We start from the raw sequence: 18,266 nt of genomic DNA, 5'->3' as shown, positions 1-18,266 counted from the left end.
TTATCAAAGTGAGAATTTAACTGAACAGCGTAAGATGTTACAACTTTGTTATTACTATCGGTCTATTAATGTTTATCGTTCCGGATGAGGAACTCCTTATCAAAGCGCGATTCTTTCAGTGCTTCTTTGACACGCTTCAAGTTATCCCTGAATTTTGCGCCACGTCGCAATGTGAAGCCAGTGGCGAGAACATCAATAACCGTGAGCTGCGCAAGGCGTGACACCATTGGCATATAAATGTCGGTATCTTCCGGAACATCAAGGGTAATGGCCAGTGTTGCTTCCCGGGCAAGCGGTGTCTCCGCAGACGTCAGCGCAATGACCATGGCGTCGTTTTCTCGTGCCAGCTGCGCCAGTTCAACCAGACTTTTGGTGCGCCCGGTATGTGAAATCAGCACAACCACGTCATCGTCACTACAATTCATACAGCTCATGCGTTGCAACACGATGTCGTCGGTATAAACAACGGGTACATTGAAGCGGAAAAATTTGTTCATCGCATCGTGCGCGACGGCGGCAGAGGAGCCAAGGCCAAAAAAAGCGATCTTCTTTGCCTGAGTCAGCAGATCAACGGCGCGGTTAACCGCCGTCATGTCGAGTGACTGACGTACATGGTCCAGGCTTGCCATCGCCGACTCGAAAATTTTGCCGGTATAGGCTTCGACGCTGTCATCTTCATCGACGTTGCGATTAACATAGGGGGTGCCGTTTGCCAGACTTTGCGCCAGATGCAATTTAAAATCCGGAAATCCGCGGGTATCCAGACTACGGCAAAATCGGTTCACCGTGGGTTCGCTGACCCCCGCTTGCTGGGCGAGGGCGGCGATACTGGAATGAATGGCTTGATCGGGGAAGGCGAGAATCACTTCCGCCACTTTGCGCTCGGATTTGCTAAGGTGTTCCAGTTGAGACTGGATTTTTTCCAGCATATTCATTTTTAACGAATCGCTCATCAGTGAAACGATTCCACTGAAAGGTGAAATCGTGATGCGTTTTAGCAAGAATATACCTTTCTGCCGCAAAGAAAGGTAAGCGGCAACGTTAAATGTTGTTGTTTTTTTTCATTACATGATCGCAGTCGGATTTTATTCGCAGCGAATCAGGCAAACATCCAGCATTTTCAAGGCGAAAAAGCAAATTTTCGCCGAAGAGCCCTGTAACGCACACGTAGACAAGCGTTAGCGGTTTCGGTAATTACGTAAAAGCAGTACAGTGCACTGTAATAAAATTACAAATAAAACCTGGCATAAGCACCAGGATAGCTAACTGAGGAGAATGACATGGCGGTAACGCAAACAGCCCAGGCATGTGACCTGGTCATTTTCGGCGCGAAAGGCGATCTCGCACGCCGGAAATTGCTGCCTTCCCTGTATCAACTGGAAAAAGCGGGTCAGATCCATCCGGATACGCGTATCCTGGGCGTCGGACGCGCTGACTGGGATAAGGAAGCCTATACAAAAGTGGTGCGTGAAGCGCTTGAAACTTTCATGAAAGAAAAAATTGATGAAAGTTTATGGGACACGCTGAGCGGCCGCCTGGATTTCTGCAACCTGGATGTCAATGACACCAAAGCGTTTAAACGCCTTGGCGCCATGCTTGACCAGAAGAATCGCACCACTATTAACTACTTTGCCATGCCGCCAAGCACATTTGGCGCAATCTGCAAAGGTCTGGGTGAGGCTAAGCTGAATGCGAAACCTGCCCGAGTGGTCATGGAAAAACCGTTGGGCACCTCGCTTGCCACCTCGCGTGAAATTAACGATCAGGTTGGCGAATATTTCGAAGAGTGCCAGGTCTATCGCATCGACCACTATCTGGGTAAAGAGACCGTACTCAACCTGCTGGCGCTGCGCTTTGCCAACTCCCTGTTCGTCAATAACTGGGATAACCGTACGATTGATCATGTGGAAATCACAGTAGCGGAAGAGGTGGGTATCGAAGGCCGCTGGGGATACTTTGACCAGGCGGGTCAAATGCGCGACATGATCCAGAACCATCTGCTGCAGATCCTTTGCATGATTGCTATGTCTCCGCCGTCAGATCTTACTGCGGACAGTATTCGCGATGAAAAAGTGAAAGTGCTCAAATCCCTGCGTCGTATTGATCGCTCGAACGTGCGCGAGAAAACTGTCCGTGGTCAGTACACCACCGGATTTGCACAGGGCAAAAAAGTCCCGGGTTATCTGGAAGAAGAGGGTGCGAACAAATCCAGTAACACCGAAACTTTCGTCTCTATCCGCGTCGACATCGATAACTGGCGCTGGGCGGGGGTACCGTTCTACCTGCGTACAGGTAAACGTCTGCCGACGAAATGTTCCGAAGTCGTGGTGTATTTCAAAACACCGGAGCTGAATCTGTTTAAAGAGTCCTGGCAGGATCTGCCACAGAACAAACTCACCATCCGTCTGCAGCCAGATGAAGGCGTGGATATCCAGGTCCTGAATAAAGTGCCGGGGCTGGACCACAAGCACAACCTGCAGACCACTAAGCTTGACCTTAGCTATTCTGAAACCTTCAACGAAACGCACCTGGCGGATGCCTACGAGCGTCTGCTGCTGGAAACCATGCGTGGCATTCAGGCGTTGTTCGTGCGCCGGGATGAAGTAGAAGAAGCGTGGAAGTGGGTTGACTCCATCACCGAAGCCTGGGCGATGGACAATGACTCTCCGAAACCTTATCAGGCCGGGACCTGGGGACCGGTTGCTTCTGTGGCGATGATCACCCGTGATGGCCGCTCCTGGAATGAATTTGAGTAACCAGTTTGTTGCGAATGTTACGCAGTTTTACCGGTAACATGATCTAACTCAGAAATCAGGACAATATTTCAACTTTCAAGCTCCGACTGGATTCACCAGCGGAGCTTTTTTTATTACACTGGCTGCAGTAATTTTGCCTTTGGGCGCGGTGTGACGGCGTTTCTGCTGAATTTTGAATGCTGAAAACCTCCTGTATACCGTTGTCCCGGACAGATAAATTTCAGGAGCCTTTATGAATTCAGTATTGTTACGCGTAACAAATCGCATTGCAGAACGCTCGCGCGAAAGCCGGACTGCCTATCTAAAACGCATCAATCAGGCGAAAAGTGAAACCGTACACCGTTCCTCGCTGGCGTGTGGCAATCTGGCTCACGGTTTTGCCGCCTGCCAGCCTGATGACAAAGCCTCGCTCAAAAGTATGCTGCGTAACAATATTGGCATCATCACCTCCTACAACGATATGCTTTCCGCCCATCAACCTTACGAAACCTATCCGAATATCATCCGCAAAGCGTTGCACTCTGTGAATGCGGTTGGTCAGGTGGCGGGCGGCGTTCCAGCCATGTGTGACGGGGTTACACAGGGACAGGACGGGATGGAACTATCGCTGCTCAGCCGTGAAGTGATCGCCATGTCAGCCGCAGTAGGCCTGTCGCATAATATGTTTGACGGGGCATTGTTCCTTGGCGTCTGTGACAAAATCGTCCCAGGCCTGGCGATGGCCGCGTTCTCATTTGGCCATTTGCCCGCCGTATTTATCCCGTCAGGTCCAATGGCCAGCGGACTGCCAAATAAAGAAAAAGTACGCATTCGTCAGCTTTATGCCGAAGGCAAAGTTGACCGTATGGCGCTCCTGGAATCCGAAGCGGCCTCTTACCATGCGCCGGGTACATGCACGTTCTACGGTACGGCCAATACCAACCAGATGGTTGTCGAATTCATGGGTATGCAACTGCCTGGCTCTTCCTTCGTGCATCCGGATGCCCCGCTTCGGGAAGCACTGACCTCGGCTGCTGCGCGCCAGGTGACACGCTTAACCGGTAACGGCAGCGAATGGATGCCGATAGGCAAAATGGTCGATGAAAAAGTGGTGGTCAACGGTATCGTTTCACTGCTGGCAACGGGTGGCTCCACTAACCACACTATGCATCTGGTGGCGATGGCGCGTGCTGCGGGCATCATTATTAACTGGGATGACTTCTCTGAACTGTCGGACGTGGTGCCGCTACTGGCTCGACTCTATCCGAACGGTCCGGCGGATATTAACCACTTCCAGGCGGCAGGTGGCGTACCGGTATTAATGCGTGAATTGCTCAAAGGCGGTTTACTGCATGAGGATGTGAATACGGTGGCCGGTTTTGGCCTCTCCCGTTATACCATGGAGCCATGGCTTAATAATGGTGAGCTGGACTGGCGTGAAGGGGCGGCAGCGTCGCTGGATGCGGACGTTATCGCCACGATTGAAAAGCCATTCTCCCGTCATGGCGGTACTAAAGTGCTCAGCGGCAACCTTGGCCGCGCGGTGATGAAAACCTCTGCCGTACCGGCTGAATATCAGGTTATTGAAGCGCCGGCAGTGGTGTTTGAGAGCCAGCATGACGTATTACCGGCCTTTGATGCGGGCTTATTGAACAAAGATTGTGTCGTGGTGGTCCGTCATCAGGGGCCAAAAGCGAACGGCATGCCAGAATTACATAAACTTATGCCGCCACTTGGTGTATTATTGGACCGCTGTTTCAAAATTGCGTTGGTTACAGATGGACGACTCTCCGGCGCATCAGGTAAAGTGCCTTCAGCGATTCATGTGACACCCGAAGCGTATGACGGTGGATTGCTGGCGAAAGTACGTGATGGCGACATCATCCGTGTAAACGGACAGACTGGCGAATTGACGCTGCTGGTCGATGATAACGAGCTTGCTGCACGTCAGCCGCATATTCCTGACCTGAGCGCTGCGCGCGTTGGTACCGGGCGCGAGCTGTTTGGCGCACTGCGAGAAAAACTTTCCGGTGCGGAGCAGGGCGCAACCTGCATCACTTTTTAAAACGACAAGATTTTTAGTTCAGGCGAGAGAATAATTCTGATGAAAAATTGGAAAACGAGTGCAGAAGCAATCCTGAAAACTGGCCCGGTAGTGCCGGTTATCGTTGTCAACAAACTGGAGCACGCTGTACCGATGGCGAAAGCACTGGTTGCAGGCGGCGTGCGCGTCCTTGAAGTGACGCTGCGTACTGCTTGTGCCATTGATGCGATTCGCGCGATTGCGAAAGAAGTGCCGGACGCCATCGTGGGTGCGGGTACCGTACTTAACCCGCAGCAGTTGAAAGAAGTCACCGAAGCGGGGGCGCAATTCGCGATAAGCCCGGGGCTGACTGAGCCGTTGCTGAAAGCCGCCACCGAAGGCACCATCCCGTTGATTCCGGGGATCAGCACGGTGTCAGAACTAATGCTGGGTATGGATTACGGTCTGAAAGAGTTCAAATTCTTCCCGGCGGAAGCAAACGGCGGCACCAAAGCGCTGCAGGCTATCGCAGGTCCGTTCTCTCAGGTGCGTTTCTGCCCGACTGGCGGTATCTCCCCGGCCAACTACCGTGACTACCTGGCGCTGAAAAGCGTGCTGTGTATCGGTGGTTCCTGGCTGGTTCCTGCCGACGCGCTGGAAGCGGGCGACTACGATCGCATCACCAGACTGGCTCGCGAAGCGGTAGAAGGCGCGAAGTAACTCGTGCCTGCGGGTGGTTTATCGCTGCTCCGTCTGTAAAGCTGAAAAGCCCGGTAAGCATTCGTGCTACCGGGCTTTTTTATCACGTTATCCTACTTAACCCGCAACGTTCACCGCCGCTGCTGCTGTTTTTGCGCGTTCAACCGCCTCTTCAACGGTATCCGCCGTTGCCAGCGCAACGCCTAAACGACGCGTACCGTCGATTTCTGGCTTACCAAACAGACGGACCTGCAGGCCTGCGCCAACGGCATTTTGCAGGTTATCAAACGTGACGTTCTGGCTTTTCAGCTCAGGCAGGATCACCGCTGACGCCGACGGCCCGTACTGGCGAATTTGCCCGACTGGCAGACCGAGGAAGGCGCGGACATGCAGGGCAAATTCAGAGACGTCCTGTGAAATCAGCGTGACCATCCCAGTATCATGCGGTCGCGGAGATACTTCGCTAAAGATGACCTCATCGCCGCAGACAAACAGTTCAACGCCGAATAATCCGTAGCCGCCGAGGGCAAGCACCACTTTACGCGCCACATCCTGCGCGCGCTCCAGCGCCAGCTCGGTCATATATTGCGGTTGCCAGGATTCACGATAATCTCCGTCTTCCTGGCGATGACCTACCGGAGAGCAGAAATGTACGCCATCTGCAGCGCTGATGGTGAGCAGGGTGATTTCGAAATCAAAATTCACCACGCCTTCGACAATAACACGGCCGGCACCCGCACGACCGCCCTGTTGCGCATATGCCCAGGCTTTCGCCAGTTGATCGGCGCTGCGAATGAAACTCTGGCCCTTACCGGAAGAACTCATGACAGGTTTAACGATGCAGGGCAGACCAATCTCATCAACAGCCTGACGGAACGCGTCTTCGCTATCGGCGAAGCGGTAGCTTGAAGTTGGAAGGGCAAGCTCTTCTGCGGCGAGACGACGAATTCCTTCACGGTTCATGGTCAGTCTGGTTGCTCGCGCGCAGGGGACAACATGCTGACCCAGGGCTTCCAGTTCCAGTAGTGTGTCGGTGGCGATCGCTTCAATTTCCGGCACGATAAAATCGGGCTTTTCCAGTGCAACCAGTGCTTTTAAGGCTTCACCATCGAGCATATTGATAACATGCGAGCGGTGGGCCACATGCATGGCGGGCGCATCGGCATAACGGTCTACGGCAATAACTTCAATGCCAAGACGCTGGCATTCAATAGCCACTTCTTTGCCTAATTCCCCCGAACCCAATAACATTACGCGAGTAGCTGCCGGACGCAGCGCCGTTCCTAATAGAGTCATAGCAAGTCGACCTTTATAAAAAATCTGGCGGCAGTATATAGGAAAACGTTTGCGTCTGTCTTTTACGACTTGCGATCTGATGAGTGGCGCAGTAATATACTGTATATAAATACAGTTAAAAGGGGCTGCATCATGGCGGTTGAAGTCAAGTATGTTGTGATTCGCGAAGGTGAGGAAAAAATGTCTTTTGCCAGCAAAAAGGAAGCTGACGCTTACGATAAAATGCTCGACCTGGCCGAGGTACTTGAAGGCTGGCTGGGCGAAGCGCCAGTGACGCTTGAAGAAGACCAGCGCGATCAAATGGCGCTCTGGCTGGCTGAACAAAAAGATGTACTCAGCCATATCCTCAAATCCGGTAAGTTACCCGGTGCGGATACCCAGGAGAGCGCACCAGAAGCGACTCAGGGTGACGCAGACATTGGGGCATCAGAGACGGTTGATATGAAGCCAAAAGCGAAACGCTCGGCTGCCTGATCCCGGCTTGCGCTGCCTGTAATTTGTACCATGCTTTGATTAGGCTCTATGCACAGGAGAAAAGCATGAAAATAGCAGGAGTGTTGCTGGGTACGATATTACTGGTGGGCAGCGTAACCGCGTCGGCCGCCACTGACAAATCGGTTAAATTTCCCTCTTGCGAAGGTATGAACGCTGAGGGAATTGCTGCGAGCGTCAAACGCGATTATCTGCAAAACCGCATAGTACGCTGGGCTGACGATCAAAAAAAACTGGGGCAAGCGGATCCTGTCGCCTGGGTTACACCGAAAGATATCCGGGGTAAGAACGATCAATGGGACGTTCCCTTAACGGTTCGTGGTAAGAGTACAGACATTCATTATCTCGTCAAAATCGATTGTAAAGCAGGCAAAGCGGAGTATCAGCCTCGTTAACTCTACGACCTTTTCTCATCTTTTGCTGTTTTAGACATTTCCTGACATCCCCTCGCTTAGGCTTCTCGTTTACGAAACGATTAAGTGAGGGGAATCATGGCAAACTGGTTAAACCAATTACAGTCTCTGCTTGGCCAACAAGGCCAGTCATCGTCATCTTCCGGTGGGCAGGATCTCGGCAAATTACTCGTGCCCGGTGCCCTAGGAGGGCTTGCCGGTTTGCTGGTAGCCAATAAATCTTCACGTAAATTACTGACCAAATACGGTACCAGTGCGCTGCTTGTCGGTGGCGGTGCCGTGGCGGGCACTGTCCTTTGGAATAAGTACAAAGACAAAGTGCGCGCAGCCCACCAGGGGGAAACGCAGTTTGGCCAGCAGAATTCATCAATTGATGAACGCACGGAACGTCTGATTCTGGCTCTCGTGTTTGCCGCGAAAAGCGATGGCCACATTGATGACAAAGAGCGTGCCGTTATCGAACAACAACTGAACGAGGCCGGGATAGAGCAACAGGGAAAAGCGCTGATTGCAAAAGCGCTCGAACAACCTCTGGACCCGCACCGGCTTGCAGCGGGCATCAAAAATGAGGAAGAGGCGCTGGAAGTATACTTCCTGAGCTGTGCTGCGATAGATATCGATCACTTTATGGAGCGCAGTTATCTTGCTGCTTTAGGCGATGCGCTTAAGATCCCGCAGGATGTTCGGGACGGTATCGAAGAAGACCTTCGACAACAGAAAAAAAGCCTAATCGGCTAACTCGACTTTCTCGTTTCGCTTGCATCACGCGCGGCTTTTGCCAACCTTATAGGGTGTTAAACAAATAAGAACAGAGTTATGCCGCCGAAAGCAAAACAAATTCCCCACGCCATGACCGTTCATGGCGACACACGCCTGGACAACTATTACTGGCTGCGCGACGACACCCGTTCACAGCCAGACGTACTTGACTATCTGCAACAAGAAAATGAGTACGGCCGCCGTATTATGGCCTCTCAGCAGGCGTTACAGGATCATCTGCTGGAAGAGATCATTTCGCGTATTCCACAGCGGGAGATTTCAGCGCCTTATGTTAAGAACGGCTATCGCTATCGCCACATCTTTGAACCGGGGTGTGAATACCCGATTTATCAACGCCAGTCCGCGCTCGCTGCTGAATGGGATGAGTGGCAAGTGCTGTTGGATGCGAATCAACGCGCTGCGCATAGCGAATTCTATACCCTGGGAGGGATTGCGATATCGCCGGATAATACGCTGATGGCCATTTCTGAGGATTACCTTTCGCGTCGCCAGTATGGGGTGCGCTTTCGTAATCTTGAAACCGGGAACTGGTATCCGGAGATGCTCGACAATGTCTCGCCTGGCTGCGTGTGGGTGAATGATTCAGAGACAATATATTATGTGCGTAAACATGCCACGACCTTACTGCCTTACCAGGTCTGGCGTCACACAGTCGGAACGCCCTCAACGCACGATGAGCTGATTTACGAAGAAGCGGACGACACCTTTTACGTCAGCCTGAGCAAAACCAGCTCCCAACACTACATCATCATTCATCTTGCGAGTGCGACGACCAGTGAGGTTCTGCTGCTGGATGCTGAATTGCCCGATGCACAGCCGCTCTGCTTTTTACCTCGTCGTAAGGATCATGATTACAGTCTCGACCATTTTCAGCATTCGTTTTATTTGCGTTCAAACCGGGATGGCAAAAATTTCGGCTTGTATCGCACCAAAGTGCGTGATGAAAGGCGTTGGGAAGTACTTATCCCCGCCAGGGATAATGTCATGCTGGAGGGGTTTACCCTGTTTACCGACTGGCTGGTGGTTGAAGAAAGGCAGCGTGGTCTCACCAGCCTGCGGCAGATCAACCGCAAAACGCGAGAAGTCACCGGAATAGCCTTTGACGATCCGGCATATGTTACCTGGCTTGCCTATAACCCCGAGCCGGAGACCTCGCGGCTGCGTTACGGCTATTCATCCATGACAACGCCGGATACCTTGTTTGAACTCGACATGGATACAGGTGAGCGGCGTGTGATTAAACAGACAGAAGTCCCCGGGTTTGACGCCAGTGATTATCGTAGCGAACATCTTTGGATCCAGGCGCGGGACGGCGTGGAAGTACCGGTATCGCTGGTCTATAACCACAAACACTTCCGCAAAGGGGAAAATCCGTTACTGGTCTACGGTTACGGCTCGTACGGGGCCAGCATGGACGCAGATTTCAGCAGTAGCCGGTTAAGTTTGCTCGATCGTGGCTTTGTCTATGCCATTGCCCACATACGTGGTGGCGGAGAACTGGGGCAGCAGTGGTATGAGGATGGCAAATTCCTGAAAAAAAGAAACACCTTCAACGACTTTATTGATGTCACTGATGGGCTACTGGCGCTGGAATATGGCTCTCCGCTTTTTTGCTACGGCATGGGCGGTAGTGCAGGGGGATTATTGATGGGGGCCGTCATCAACGAGCGACCATCACTCTTTCATGGAATTATCGCTCAGGTACCGTTTGTGGATACGCTCACAACGATGCTTGATGAATCCATCCCTTTGACTACCGGTGAGTTTGAAGAGTGGGGGAATCCGCAGGATGAGACCTACTACCACTACATAAAAAGCTATAGCCCGTACGATAATATCGATGCCCATGACTACCCACATATGCTGGTCACTACCGGGCTACATGACTCCCAGGTGCAATACTGGGAACCGGCAAAATGGGTAGCGAAGCTGCGAGAGCTTAAAACGGACAAAAACCTGCTTCTGCTTTGTACCGACATGGATTCCGGTCACGGCGGTAAATCAGGCCGTTTCAAATCCTACGAGGGAGTGGCGCTGGAGTTCGCTTTTCTGATCGCCCTGGCACAAGGCACGCTTTCAGGCAACAAAGCGGATTAATTATCGTCGAGATAATGTTTTAACGTCAGCCGCAGCTCAGGACTCATCCGGTCCAGATTGTTGTACAGCCAGCGCAGATAGCCGGGGTCACGCTCTGCGACTTCGGCAACGGCTTTACCCCGGTATTTACCGAATGTGAAGGTAGTCAGCAGCGCGGGTCTGCCGGTGACAGTTGCCATTTGGTCCGGCGTCCAGCCTGATGTCTTTATAATGTCAATCAGCAGGGCCGCGGTGATGTAGCAGTCATAAAGCGCCCGGTGATGATGTAATCCGGCAGGTGTTTGTACGCTAAGTTTGCGTGATTTATATAAGGCCATATTGCTGTATTTAATGCCGGGCCAGAGCCGACGAGCCAGCTTCATAGTACAAATCCATTCGCCTGGCATTTCTGGTAAGACGCGCCTGTCGAAACTGGCATTATGGGCGACATACCAGTGACTACCGTAATAGTGGGGAATGATCTCTTCAATCCAGGGTTGATTTGCAACCATTGACTCGGTTATCCGATGGATAGCCATCGCCTGGGGACTGATAGGACGATCCGGGCGCACGAGATGACTCATGGGATTAATAATCTGCCCGTTCACCACATCCACGGACGCAATCTCGACAACCCCGCCTTGCAAGTCGCAGGTTTCGGTATCGATGACGCGAAGTACGGTTTCAGCGGTCATTTGCTTTTCGGCTCGTACGGCAGACGGGACAGATTGACGGAGGCCAGACGGTGAGCAATAAGCCGTTCGCGAAACCAGTTGCGCAGGTGCTCTGGTTGCTCACGTTCGACTACCTCAGCGACCACCGGCATGTTATAGCGCTCTTTAAAAGCAACACCGGCCGCCGCCAAATCGACGTTGACTTTGTCCATCTCTTCCTGTGAAAGTCGGGCCAGATTGGTATTCATGCGTTTCTCCTGAGGTTATGCCGCAAAAGTTACTAAGCCTGTTGCAGAAAGACAAGTCTGCCGATGATGAGACTCGACGAGACTATTATACAGAGTTATTCTCATCGCTTTAAACATAACAAAAAGGAATGCCAGACATGCTATTCACCGCACCCCGCCTGTCACGTACATTGGCTTTAGTTATTGCCATAGTCACTGCGCCTGCAGTTTTTGCGCATGCCCACCTGAAAAACCAGTATCCGGCAGCGAATGCCGAAGTCACGGCTTCCCCGCAGGCGTTAACGCTGAATTTCTCAGAAGGCATTGAGCCCAAATTCAGTGGCGTAACCCTCACCGGGGCACAGCAGCAGAACATTAAGACCGGCGCGGTTAAACGTAACGAGCAGGACAAAGCACAAATGATCGTCCCCCTGGAGCAGACGCTGCAGCCGGGCAATTATACCGTCGACTGGCACGTCGTTTCTGTCGATGGCCACAAAACCCGTGGTACTTATACTTTTTCAGTGAAATAAGATGCTAACGGCTGGCTATATTGGGCTGCGCGGCATCCATTTTGCTGCCTTGATGCTGCTTTTCGGCTGTGCACTCTTTATTAGTCGGCTGGCCCCTCGCCATCTGCATCTTGTCATGGTAACGCGTTTTACGGGGTTAATGCGCCTGTGCTTATGTACGGGCGCTTTGAGCGCTTTCTTTATGTTCGCGCTGCAAGGCGGGATCATGGGCGATGGCTGGAAAGATGTTTTCAGTCCGCAAACCTGGCTGCTGCTTGCCGGCACGCAGTTCGGCAGTATCTGGTTATGGCAGATGATCATTGCGGTTATGACGATGTTCGTCGGCTATCTGCAACCACAGCAGCAGGGGCGATTGATGTTGTTGACAGGCGCGCAACTGATCCTGTTGGCTGGCGTCGGTCATGCCGCTATGCACGAGAGCATTGCTGGTATACTACAGCGCGCAAACCACGCGCTCCATCTGCTATGTGCAGCTGCCTGGTTTGGTGGATTATTGCCCGTACTATTTTGTATGCGGTTGAGTCAGGTCCGCTGGCGAGAATATGCCGTCATGGCAATGATGCGTTTTTCGCGCTACGGCCACGTTGCAGTGGCAGGGGTTCTTGTGACGGGAATGAGCAACTCCCTGTTTATTCAGCACGCCTTGTGGTCCACGCAAAGTGACTATGGCCGCATGTTATTGATCAAATGTGCGCTGGTGGCGCTAATGGTAGCAATTGCGATAACGAACAGGTATGTTCTGGTGCCACGTTCAGGCCTGAAAAATTCCCAGGCACAACTTTTCCTGATTTGGATGACATGGACCGAAGTGGTTCTGGGCGCGCTTGTGCTGGCAGCGGTCAGCCTGTTTGCAACCTGGGAACCCTTCTGATTAACCGGGCGAAAATGATGAAAAAAACCATACTGACGATGCTTTTACTGGCATGTTCTGCAGGCGCCTTTGCCGCGCCGTCGGTAATTACCGTTAGCCGCTTTGAAGTAGGTAAAGATAAATGGGCATTTAACCGTGAAGAGGTGATGCTTACCTGCCGACCTGATCATGCACTTTATGCCATCAATCCGAGCACCCTGGTGCAATACCCGCTCAATCAAGAGGCGCAACAGCAGGTGGCAAGTGGCAAAACAACTGCGCAACCCATCAGTGTTATCCAGATTGACGACCCTGCCAGACCCGGTGAAAAGATGAGTCTTGAGCCTTTTATCGCTCGGGCGGAAAAGCTTTGCGAATAATTCTATTTATATAGCTGATTTTAAATAAAAAACCGCAAGACTGATTCATCAGGTCTTGCGGTTTTAACATTTTTAAGCGTGACGATAACCGAATTTTTCAGACCGGATTTGCCGCAAACTGGAAAACCTGGCGCCGTCATCTATTCTTAAAGTGCAAGGCGACTTAGCCTGCATTAATGCCAACTTTTAGCGCACGGCTCTCTCCCAAGAGCCATTTCCCTGGACCGAATACAGGAATCGTATTCGGTCTTTTTTTGGAACCTTTTCCAGACAAGCACTTAAGAGGCTTCGACCGAAAATGTCCGAAAATCGTCCGAATTCCCATATTCGGCGACATAACCCTTATACCAGAATAAATTCCTTTTTGCGCGCTTCTGAATACTTTTTAGTTGTCGCCTCAGAGGAGTGTTGCGGGCAACCGCGATGCGAACCCTTTCCCGTTACTGTGGACGTGCATTTATATATTTAGCCTGACTGCTAACGGCGCGTTTTTGCTCTCGAATAACGAACCGAAATCAGCAGAGAAGGGGGCCGGAATGCGGGGCTTTGTGCAAAACCGGTATCAGAAATAAAAATCCCTCAGGAGAGGGAAATCCGCTCTTCTCCTGAGGGAAGCAATTGCTTGAAAGCAAATAAATTCTTCGTTACGACCCTTAGTTTGCTAATTATAAAGAATATATGCTTTGAGAATCGTCCTGGTTTTCAGACAGTAACTATTAGCCAGCTATAGTCATTGCATCCATGCTTCATTATTGTTCCCTGGTAAGCTTCATTCGCCGCTCTGTCCGAGCGGCTTTTTTTTGCCCAAATAAAAGAGGCCAGCCTCACTTTCCGTGCAACATTCTGTTGTCACGTCCTGGCAACAGGGTGCCGAAAAAGAGCAGTGCAAGTCCATATAAGCTCTGTATGCGACGATCTACCGGAGAGTATCCTTTTGCTTAAGTACACGTCGGCTGGCTATTCCCACTCCGACAGCCTTCTGACTGTTTCAGCATGATAAAGAGTCGATTAGCTATTTCCATCCAGTGGGCAGATGATTGGCGAAACAATCAGAAATTCGCTGAATGTCTGTGATAAGACTTTATTCAGATTAATCTTAAAGGTAATCTCTCTCTTTTTATGGAAAGGAGGTTGTAATGCTGGATAGCTATTCCACAAAAACAGACGAAGAGAATAATCGCGTAGAGGTAGTAAAAGCAGCGTTAGATATTGCGAAGGCTTCTGTTGGAAGCTATGACGCAGCCGCAGCATGCAGAACAGATACAGAAATGCAATATGTTGCACAGCAAATTAAAGCTCTCGCTGATGCAATTGAGGAGGCTTTAAAAGTATCCTGAGTTCATTTCAGTCTGCGCAGCCTCGCTTTAGCGGGGCTTTTTATTGCCCTTCGCCCGCCCACTCAGACGATATATTTGCAGGAACGGTATTTGAAAAGAGGATGTGACCAGCAGGCATTCCGGTTGACCGATCGCCGCAGTCGCACAGCGCAAACTCAGAGTTTTGAGCAGCCCCTGAGCGCCAGGCAAGGGGCCGCCAGGCATCTGATGGGGGTAATAAGAAAAGAAACACTGGACTGGCTTCGCGCCGCAGGCGTACAGGTTACTTAACTTGCGTTCTTACCGGAAGGGTAATAGTGGCAGGTTATCCCGAATCCTGGCTATCCCGTTTACTTAACTGGCGTTATCCGCGCATCCTGGCTGAAAAGTATTGAATAAGAATGCGTGAACAGTGAGAGGGTTACCGTCACGGCATTGCCGCTTTCTTCCCCGGCCTTGTCATGATGTCTAAACATAACAAGAGACGATGACCGAAAGGCTGTGCTAATGTCGTATGTAATTTAAACAACTGAGGCTAACGACATGAGCAAAGATGTTGTGGTAATACTCCCCGGTGGCAAGGTCGAGCACATCTCGGTGGCAGACGACCTAAAGAAGGTCAGCTACAGAAATGATCAGCGCTCTTTTCTTGATATGCCGATCGAAACGTATGTACTGGATGGAAAAGAGTTCCTGATAGCTAAGTTTTCTGAATTAGTGAGTACGCGAGAAACTGAACAGGCGATTCGTCAGTTTTATTAACCTGCCATCATCAACTGGATTTAGCCGTGGTCAGCGCGGGGAAATGGCTTTCCCGTGTTGTACCAATGATGCCGCTTAAATGATTTTACATGCCTTACAAAGGCCTCATTTCGAGGCCTCTTATCAGGACGCTTTTTTTGGCCATTTTCGTCTGACTGGAATACATGTTTTTGCCGTAAGACGAGAACCACACACTGAACAAATTGCACCGTGAGGGTAATTTTTATCCGGGCAAAATTGCGTGAAAAAAAACGAATTTCCTTTGCAGACAGGACAAACGAACTTTAGAGTTGGAATAGTCCCTCCGGGCCGTTAAATGGAAAAACCACACTAACATGAATAGAATGGCTTGAAAGATATATCGTTACGTTTTAATTGTTTTATCTCTTTTTTTAGGCAACTCATGCGCTATGTCAATTAGCTGTGAGAACCCCGTGGATCGGGAGTTATGCGCCCGACATCAGCGACTTAGTTATTGAATACAGGTGTGGGAGCTTATGAGTCAATAACGAGATGAAATAATTATTGCTGGCAATGAAAATGAGAATAAATAATATTCTGGTACGAGCACTAATAAAAAAGAGCAGTGGCTACTCCACTGCTCTCGATATTTATCAGAAAAAATCTGCCAGGCTGCTATTCATCTCATCGAGTAACTGGAAGCGTCGGCGATATTCGGCACGTTTCTTACTTGGGATACTCTCAAGCGGTTTACGAGCCAGCATTAATGGCAAACGCCAGCGCCAGGCATTCTCTTTCTCGCCGTCAATAGATGCCCAGAACTCATCATAGCTGGCATGGAAATGGCGGCCTTTGCTAAAGCGGTAACGCAACGCGCGAAAGACATGACCGTCATCGCTCACGCCATAAACCGCGCTAATGCCGGTATGTGCGCACATCTGCCATAACACTTCGATCAGCAAGCGTTTAGGAAAAATACCGTAGCAGGCACGTGTAGCCACCTTGATGACTTCATGCGAGATGTTTTTTCGCGGGCCCTGCAAACCACCAATCACTAATGCACGCTGACCCTTTTCCTCGATCACGCTGAATGTGGCGCTCGCCAGCAGGACATTGTTGCCGTCATAGAGCCATAAAGTGCTTTCGCCTTCACGCTCTGCTTTATGGGCGCAGGAAGCAAAAACGTTAAACTCGGCGTCATCTTTGCCTTTGCATTGCAAAATGTGCTGGGGGCTGACGGCAGTCATTGCATCGGCAGCTCTGGCGGACAGACAACTGTCAACCCACTGATAGTGGCTGACAACCGCATCGGCACGCTTCGCTGCATTGAGCCCCAGCGTCAAATATTGACGATGCGATTTACTCGGCAGTGTAATCTGTGCATTAAGTAATCGCTCAAATCCCGGGCGTTGTGATAATGCGCTCAGCATTTTCACCGTTGAAGGCCAGAACAACAGCGAACGCAGCAGGAATTTAAGGCGATAATTGCGTTTTTTCCAGATAGGGCCAGGCACCAGACGCCCGGAGACCAGCTCGCGAATAATATGCGGATGGTGATTTTGCAGATGTTTTTCTTGCAGACTGATATTCGACACGGTAGGGCCCTCTGAATGTTCACTGACCATTCTAGGGATAACGCCGTGGCAAATTAACCTGCACTGTGGTTTATTTCGGGTTCGTTTAGCGAGGATTTAAGTTGAACCGGATTGACTCGTAATTACGCAGAGTCAAGCCTCCTTTCTATACTAAAAATTAAGGGGGGGAGATATGTATCAACGTATCGATGGGAATACCTGGCGGCATATCTGGATCGCAGGCGATCTGCACGGCTGCCATCAGCGTCTGTTGAATGAACTGCGCGAGCGACGTTTTGATCCCTATAAGGATTTACTGATCTGCGTTGGCGATTTGATTGATCGTGGGCCGGACAGCCTGCATTGTCTGCAATTGCTTAAAAGATCATGGTTTAAAACGGTCCGTGGGAACCATGAACAGATGGCTATTGACGCGCTCAATGCGGGAGATCTGACCCTCTGGTCATTCAATGGCGGTAGCTGGTTCAATAACCTCAGTGAAAACGAACGGTTTCTGGCCTCTGAGGCGCTGCGGGAGTGCGATCAACTGCCTTACATTATTGAGTTGCACTGCGCCAGTGGTATCAACATTATCGCCCACGCGGATTACCCGTCCAGCCATTACGCCTGGCAAAAACCCGTAGATAAAGAGTCGGTACTCTGGCGTCGTGAACGTTTGAGTGAACATCTGGCAGGGAAAGGTGAAGCCATAGCCGGCGCAGATCATTTCTGGTTTGGCCATACGCCGCTTAAACATCGCGTGGATGCAACCAATCAGCATTACATTGATACGGGTGCCGTCTTTGGGGGAGAAATGACGTTAGTGCAGGTACAGTAGTTAAAAATCACTGTATTCCTGGGCAGGGCGCCAGAAGCCATCAATAAAATCTTCTACCGGATAGCATCCGCCATAGCGCAGTCGTTGTACTTCCATAGCGACCAGACACTGTTGTTCGGTATTAAAGACATCCACCACGATGTCATCACACCCACCATCCAGGTAGCAAACAAACAAGACCAGAGCGAACATTCCATCCTCGGTTCATTACAGCATCATGTAATTGTAGGGGATGATTGGAGGCAGGGGAAATCAGGCGGGTAAATAACCCGTCTCATGGACGGGTTCCCATTGAATCAGGCAAGACGCATGACCCAGGTATCAGATTTCTGATCGTAATGCTCGCGGTACAAAACTGAGTGTTCGCCGTCAAGGATCGCCGGAATGCTGGTTTCCGCGTCCCAGGCGTCAAGCTGCATACATAAATCCGGGTCGGATTTACAAGGGATACGCAACGTTCGCTCCCCCTGTTTTTCTCCTTGCAGCTCGGCATCATCGATTTCGAATGCGCCAATGCGCACGTTGGCTTTCGTCATAATGCTCTCCGTTGATGGTAGTCATGTGGTACGACCAGTAAGGCCGCCCACTATTCAGCCTGGTACAACACAGAGCAAGATGCCAGTCAGAAAATGCTGTT

General features: G+C 50.9%; 21 protein-coding genes. 14 read left to right on the top strand and 7 right to left on the bottom strand.

Going from position 1 to position 18,266, the window contains the following annotated elements; all coding sequences use genetic code 11:
- Positions 1 to 65 precede the first annotated feature (65 nt).
- On the bottom strand, positions 66 to 935 hold the full coding sequence (locus tag AAIG39_RS09600; protein ID WP_090086058.1) for a MurR/RpiR family transcriptional regulator: 870 nt from the start codon (positions 933 to 935) through the stop codon (positions 66 to 68).
- Positions 936 to 1,280: 345 nt separating this feature from the next.
- On the opposite strand from AAIG39_RS09600, the gene zwf reads away from it, so the two are divergent.
- The 3 genes from zwf (at position 1,281) to kdgA (ending at position 5,478) form a co-directional block, all read left to right on the top strand.
- Complete coding sequence (gene zwf / locus AAIG39_RS09595; protein ID WP_047370898.1) at positions 1,281 to 2,756, top strand: glucose-6-phosphate dehydrogenase; 1,476 nt, start codon at positions 1,281 to 1,283, stop codon at positions 2,754 to 2,756.
- A 232-nt stretch (positions 2,757 to 2,988) separates the two neighbouring features.
- Complete coding sequence (gene edd, locus AAIG39_RS09590; protein WP_090085867.1) at positions 2,989 to 4,800, top strand: phosphogluconate dehydratase; 1,812 nt, start codon at positions 2,989 to 2,991, stop codon at positions 4,798 to 4,800.
- A gap of 39 nt (positions 4,801 to 4,839) precedes the next feature.
- Complete coding sequence (kdgA, locus tag AAIG39_RS09585) at positions 4,840 to 5,478, top strand: bifunctional 4-hydroxy-2-oxoglutarate aldolase/2-dehydro-3-deoxy-phosphogluconate aldolase (RefSeq protein WP_090085869.1); 639 nt, start codon at positions 4,840 to 4,842, stop codon at positions 5,476 to 5,478.
- Positions 5,479 to 5,574: 96 nt separating this feature from the next.
- Here the strand turns inward: kdgA and purT are convergent, their stop codons facing one another.
- The gene (gene purT / locus AAIG39_RS09580; RefSeq protein WP_249569133.1) at positions 5,575 to 6,753 is read right to left on the bottom strand and encodes a formate-dependent phosphoribosylglycinamide formyltransferase; all 1,179 of its coding nucleotides are present in this window, start codon (positions 6,751 to 6,753) and stop codon (positions 5,575 to 5,577) included.
- A gap of 132 nt (positions 6,754 to 6,885) precedes the next feature.
- On the opposite strand from purT, the gene AAIG39_RS09575 reads away from it, so the two are divergent.
- From AAIG39_RS09575 to ptrB, 4 genes are all read left to right on the top strand, one after another.
- A complete protein-coding gene (locus AAIG39_RS09575) occupies positions 6,886 to 7,227 on the top strand; it encodes a YebG family protein (protein WP_343193716.1) in 342 nt (113 codons plus the stop codon).
- 65 nt (positions 7,228 to 7,292) lie between these two features.
- The gene (gene yebF / locus AAIG39_RS09570; protein ID WP_090085875.1) at positions 7,293 to 7,640 is read left to right on the top strand and encodes a protein YebF; all 348 of its coding nucleotides are present in this window, start codon (positions 7,293 to 7,295) and stop codon (positions 7,638 to 7,640) included.
- Between the two features lie 96 nt (positions 7,641 to 7,736).
- Positions 7,737 to 8,396, top strand: coding sequence for a tellurite resistance TerB family protein (locus tag AAIG39_RS09565; protein ID WP_249569131.1), 660 nt, complete (start codon positions 7,737 to 7,739; stop codon positions 8,394 to 8,396).
- Between the two features lie 78 nt (positions 8,397 to 8,474).
- Positions 8,475 to 10,535 carry an oligopeptidase B gene (gene ptrB / locus AAIG39_RS09560; RefSeq protein WP_090085879.1) on the top strand — a complete coding sequence of 687 codons (2,061 nt, stop codon included), beginning with the start codon at positions 8,475 to 8,477 and terminating at the stop codon, positions 10,533 to 10,535.
- On the opposite strand, the gene exoX is transcribed toward ptrB, so the two are convergent.
- Both exoX and AAIG39_RS09550 read right to left on the bottom strand, forming a co-directional pair.
- The gene (exoX, locus tag AAIG39_RS09555; protein WP_090085880.1) at positions 10,532 to 11,209 is read right to left on the bottom strand and encodes an exodeoxyribonuclease X; all 678 of its coding nucleotides are present in this window, start codon (positions 11,207 to 11,209) and stop codon (positions 10,532 to 10,534) included. The two genes, ptrB and exoX, sit on opposite strands and share 4 nt — an antisense overlap.
- Positions 11,206 to 11,436, bottom strand: coding sequence for a DNA polymerase III subunit theta (locus AAIG39_RS09550; RefSeq protein ID WP_039078743.1), 231 nt, complete (start codon positions 11,434 to 11,436; stop codon positions 11,206 to 11,208). Before AAIG39_RS09550 ends, exoX begins: the two co-directional genes overlap by 4 nt.
- A gap of 137 nt (positions 11,437 to 11,573) precedes the next feature.
- Between AAIG39_RS09550 and yobA the strand changes: the two genes are divergently transcribed.
- The 6 genes from yobA to AAIG39_RS09520 all read left to right on the top strand — a co-directional run bounded on the left by yobA (position 11,574) and on the right by AAIG39_RS09520 (position 15,256).
- On the top strand, positions 11,574 to 11,948 hold the full coding sequence (gene yobA, locus AAIG39_RS09545) for a CopC domain-containing protein YobA (RefSeq protein ID WP_249569128.1): 375 nt from the start codon (positions 11,574 to 11,576) through the stop codon (positions 11,946 to 11,948).
- Position 11,949: 1 nt separating this feature from the next.
- Entirely contained in the window at positions 11,950 to 12,819 is an 870-nt protein-coding gene (gene copD, locus AAIG39_RS09540) for a copper homeostasis membrane protein CopD (protein ID WP_343193715.1), read from the top strand.
- 14 nt (positions 12,820 to 12,833) lie between these two features.
- Positions 12,834 to 13,178, top strand: a complete 345-nt coding sequence (locus AAIG39_RS09535) for a YebY family protein (protein ID WP_343193714.1) — start codon at positions 12,834 to 12,836, stop codon at positions 13,176 to 13,178.
- A gap of 1,136 nt (positions 13,179 to 14,314) precedes the next feature.
- Positions 14,315 to 14,515, top strand: coding sequence for a hypothetical protein (locus AAIG39_RS09530; RefSeq protein ID WP_090085887.1), 201 nt, complete (start codon positions 14,315 to 14,317; stop codon positions 14,513 to 14,515).
- A gap of 90 nt (positions 14,516 to 14,605) precedes the next feature.
- Positions 14,606 to 14,785, top strand: a complete 180-nt coding sequence (locus AAIG39_RS09525; RefSeq protein ID WP_343193713.1) for a hypothetical protein — start codon at positions 14,606 to 14,608, stop codon at positions 14,783 to 14,785.
- Positions 14,786 to 15,037: 252 nt separating this feature from the next.
- Positions 15,038 to 15,256, top strand: a complete 219-nt coding sequence (locus tag AAIG39_RS09520) for a hypothetical protein (RefSeq protein WP_090085889.1) — start codon at positions 15,038 to 15,040, stop codon at positions 15,254 to 15,256.
- A gap of 614 nt (positions 15,257 to 15,870) precedes the next feature.
- On the opposite strand, the gene AAIG39_RS09515 is transcribed toward AAIG39_RS09520, so the two are convergent.
- A complete protein-coding gene (locus AAIG39_RS09515) occupies positions 15,871 to 16,812 on the bottom strand; it encodes a VirK/YbjX family protein (protein ID WP_343193712.1) in 942 nt (313 codons plus the stop codon).
- Positions 16,813 to 16,984: 172 nt separating this feature from the next.
- Here AAIG39_RS09515 and pphA point away from each other — a divergent pair, with 172 nt between their 5' ends.
- Complete coding sequence (pphA, locus tag AAIG39_RS09510; RefSeq protein WP_249569122.1) at positions 16,985 to 17,629, top strand: protein-serine/threonine phosphatase; 645 nt, start codon at positions 16,985 to 16,987, stop codon at positions 17,627 to 17,629.
- On the opposite strand, the gene AAIG39_RS09505 is transcribed toward pphA, so the two are convergent.
- Positions 17,630 to 17,821, bottom strand: coding sequence for a YdfD/YebW family protein (locus tag AAIG39_RS09505; RefSeq protein ID WP_047370880.1), 192 nt, complete (start codon positions 17,819 to 17,821; stop codon positions 17,630 to 17,632).
- Between the two features lie 104 nt (positions 17,822 to 17,925).
- Positions 17,926 to 18,165 carry a YebV family protein gene (locus tag AAIG39_RS09500; protein ID WP_039078750.1) on the bottom strand — a complete coding sequence of 80 codons (240 nt, stop codon included), beginning with the start codon at positions 18,163 to 18,165 and terminating at the stop codon, positions 17,926 to 17,928.
- Positions 18,166 to 18,266 lie beyond the last annotated feature (101 nt).

The organism is Phytobacter palmae (assembly GCF_039409775.1).
Taxonomy (GTDB): domain Bacteria; phylum Pseudomonadota; class Gammaproteobacteria; order Enterobacterales; family Enterobacteriaceae; genus Phytobacter; species Phytobacter palmae.
Note: the sequence above shows the minus strand (reverse complement) of the source record. Positions and strands in the feature narration are given on the sequence as shown.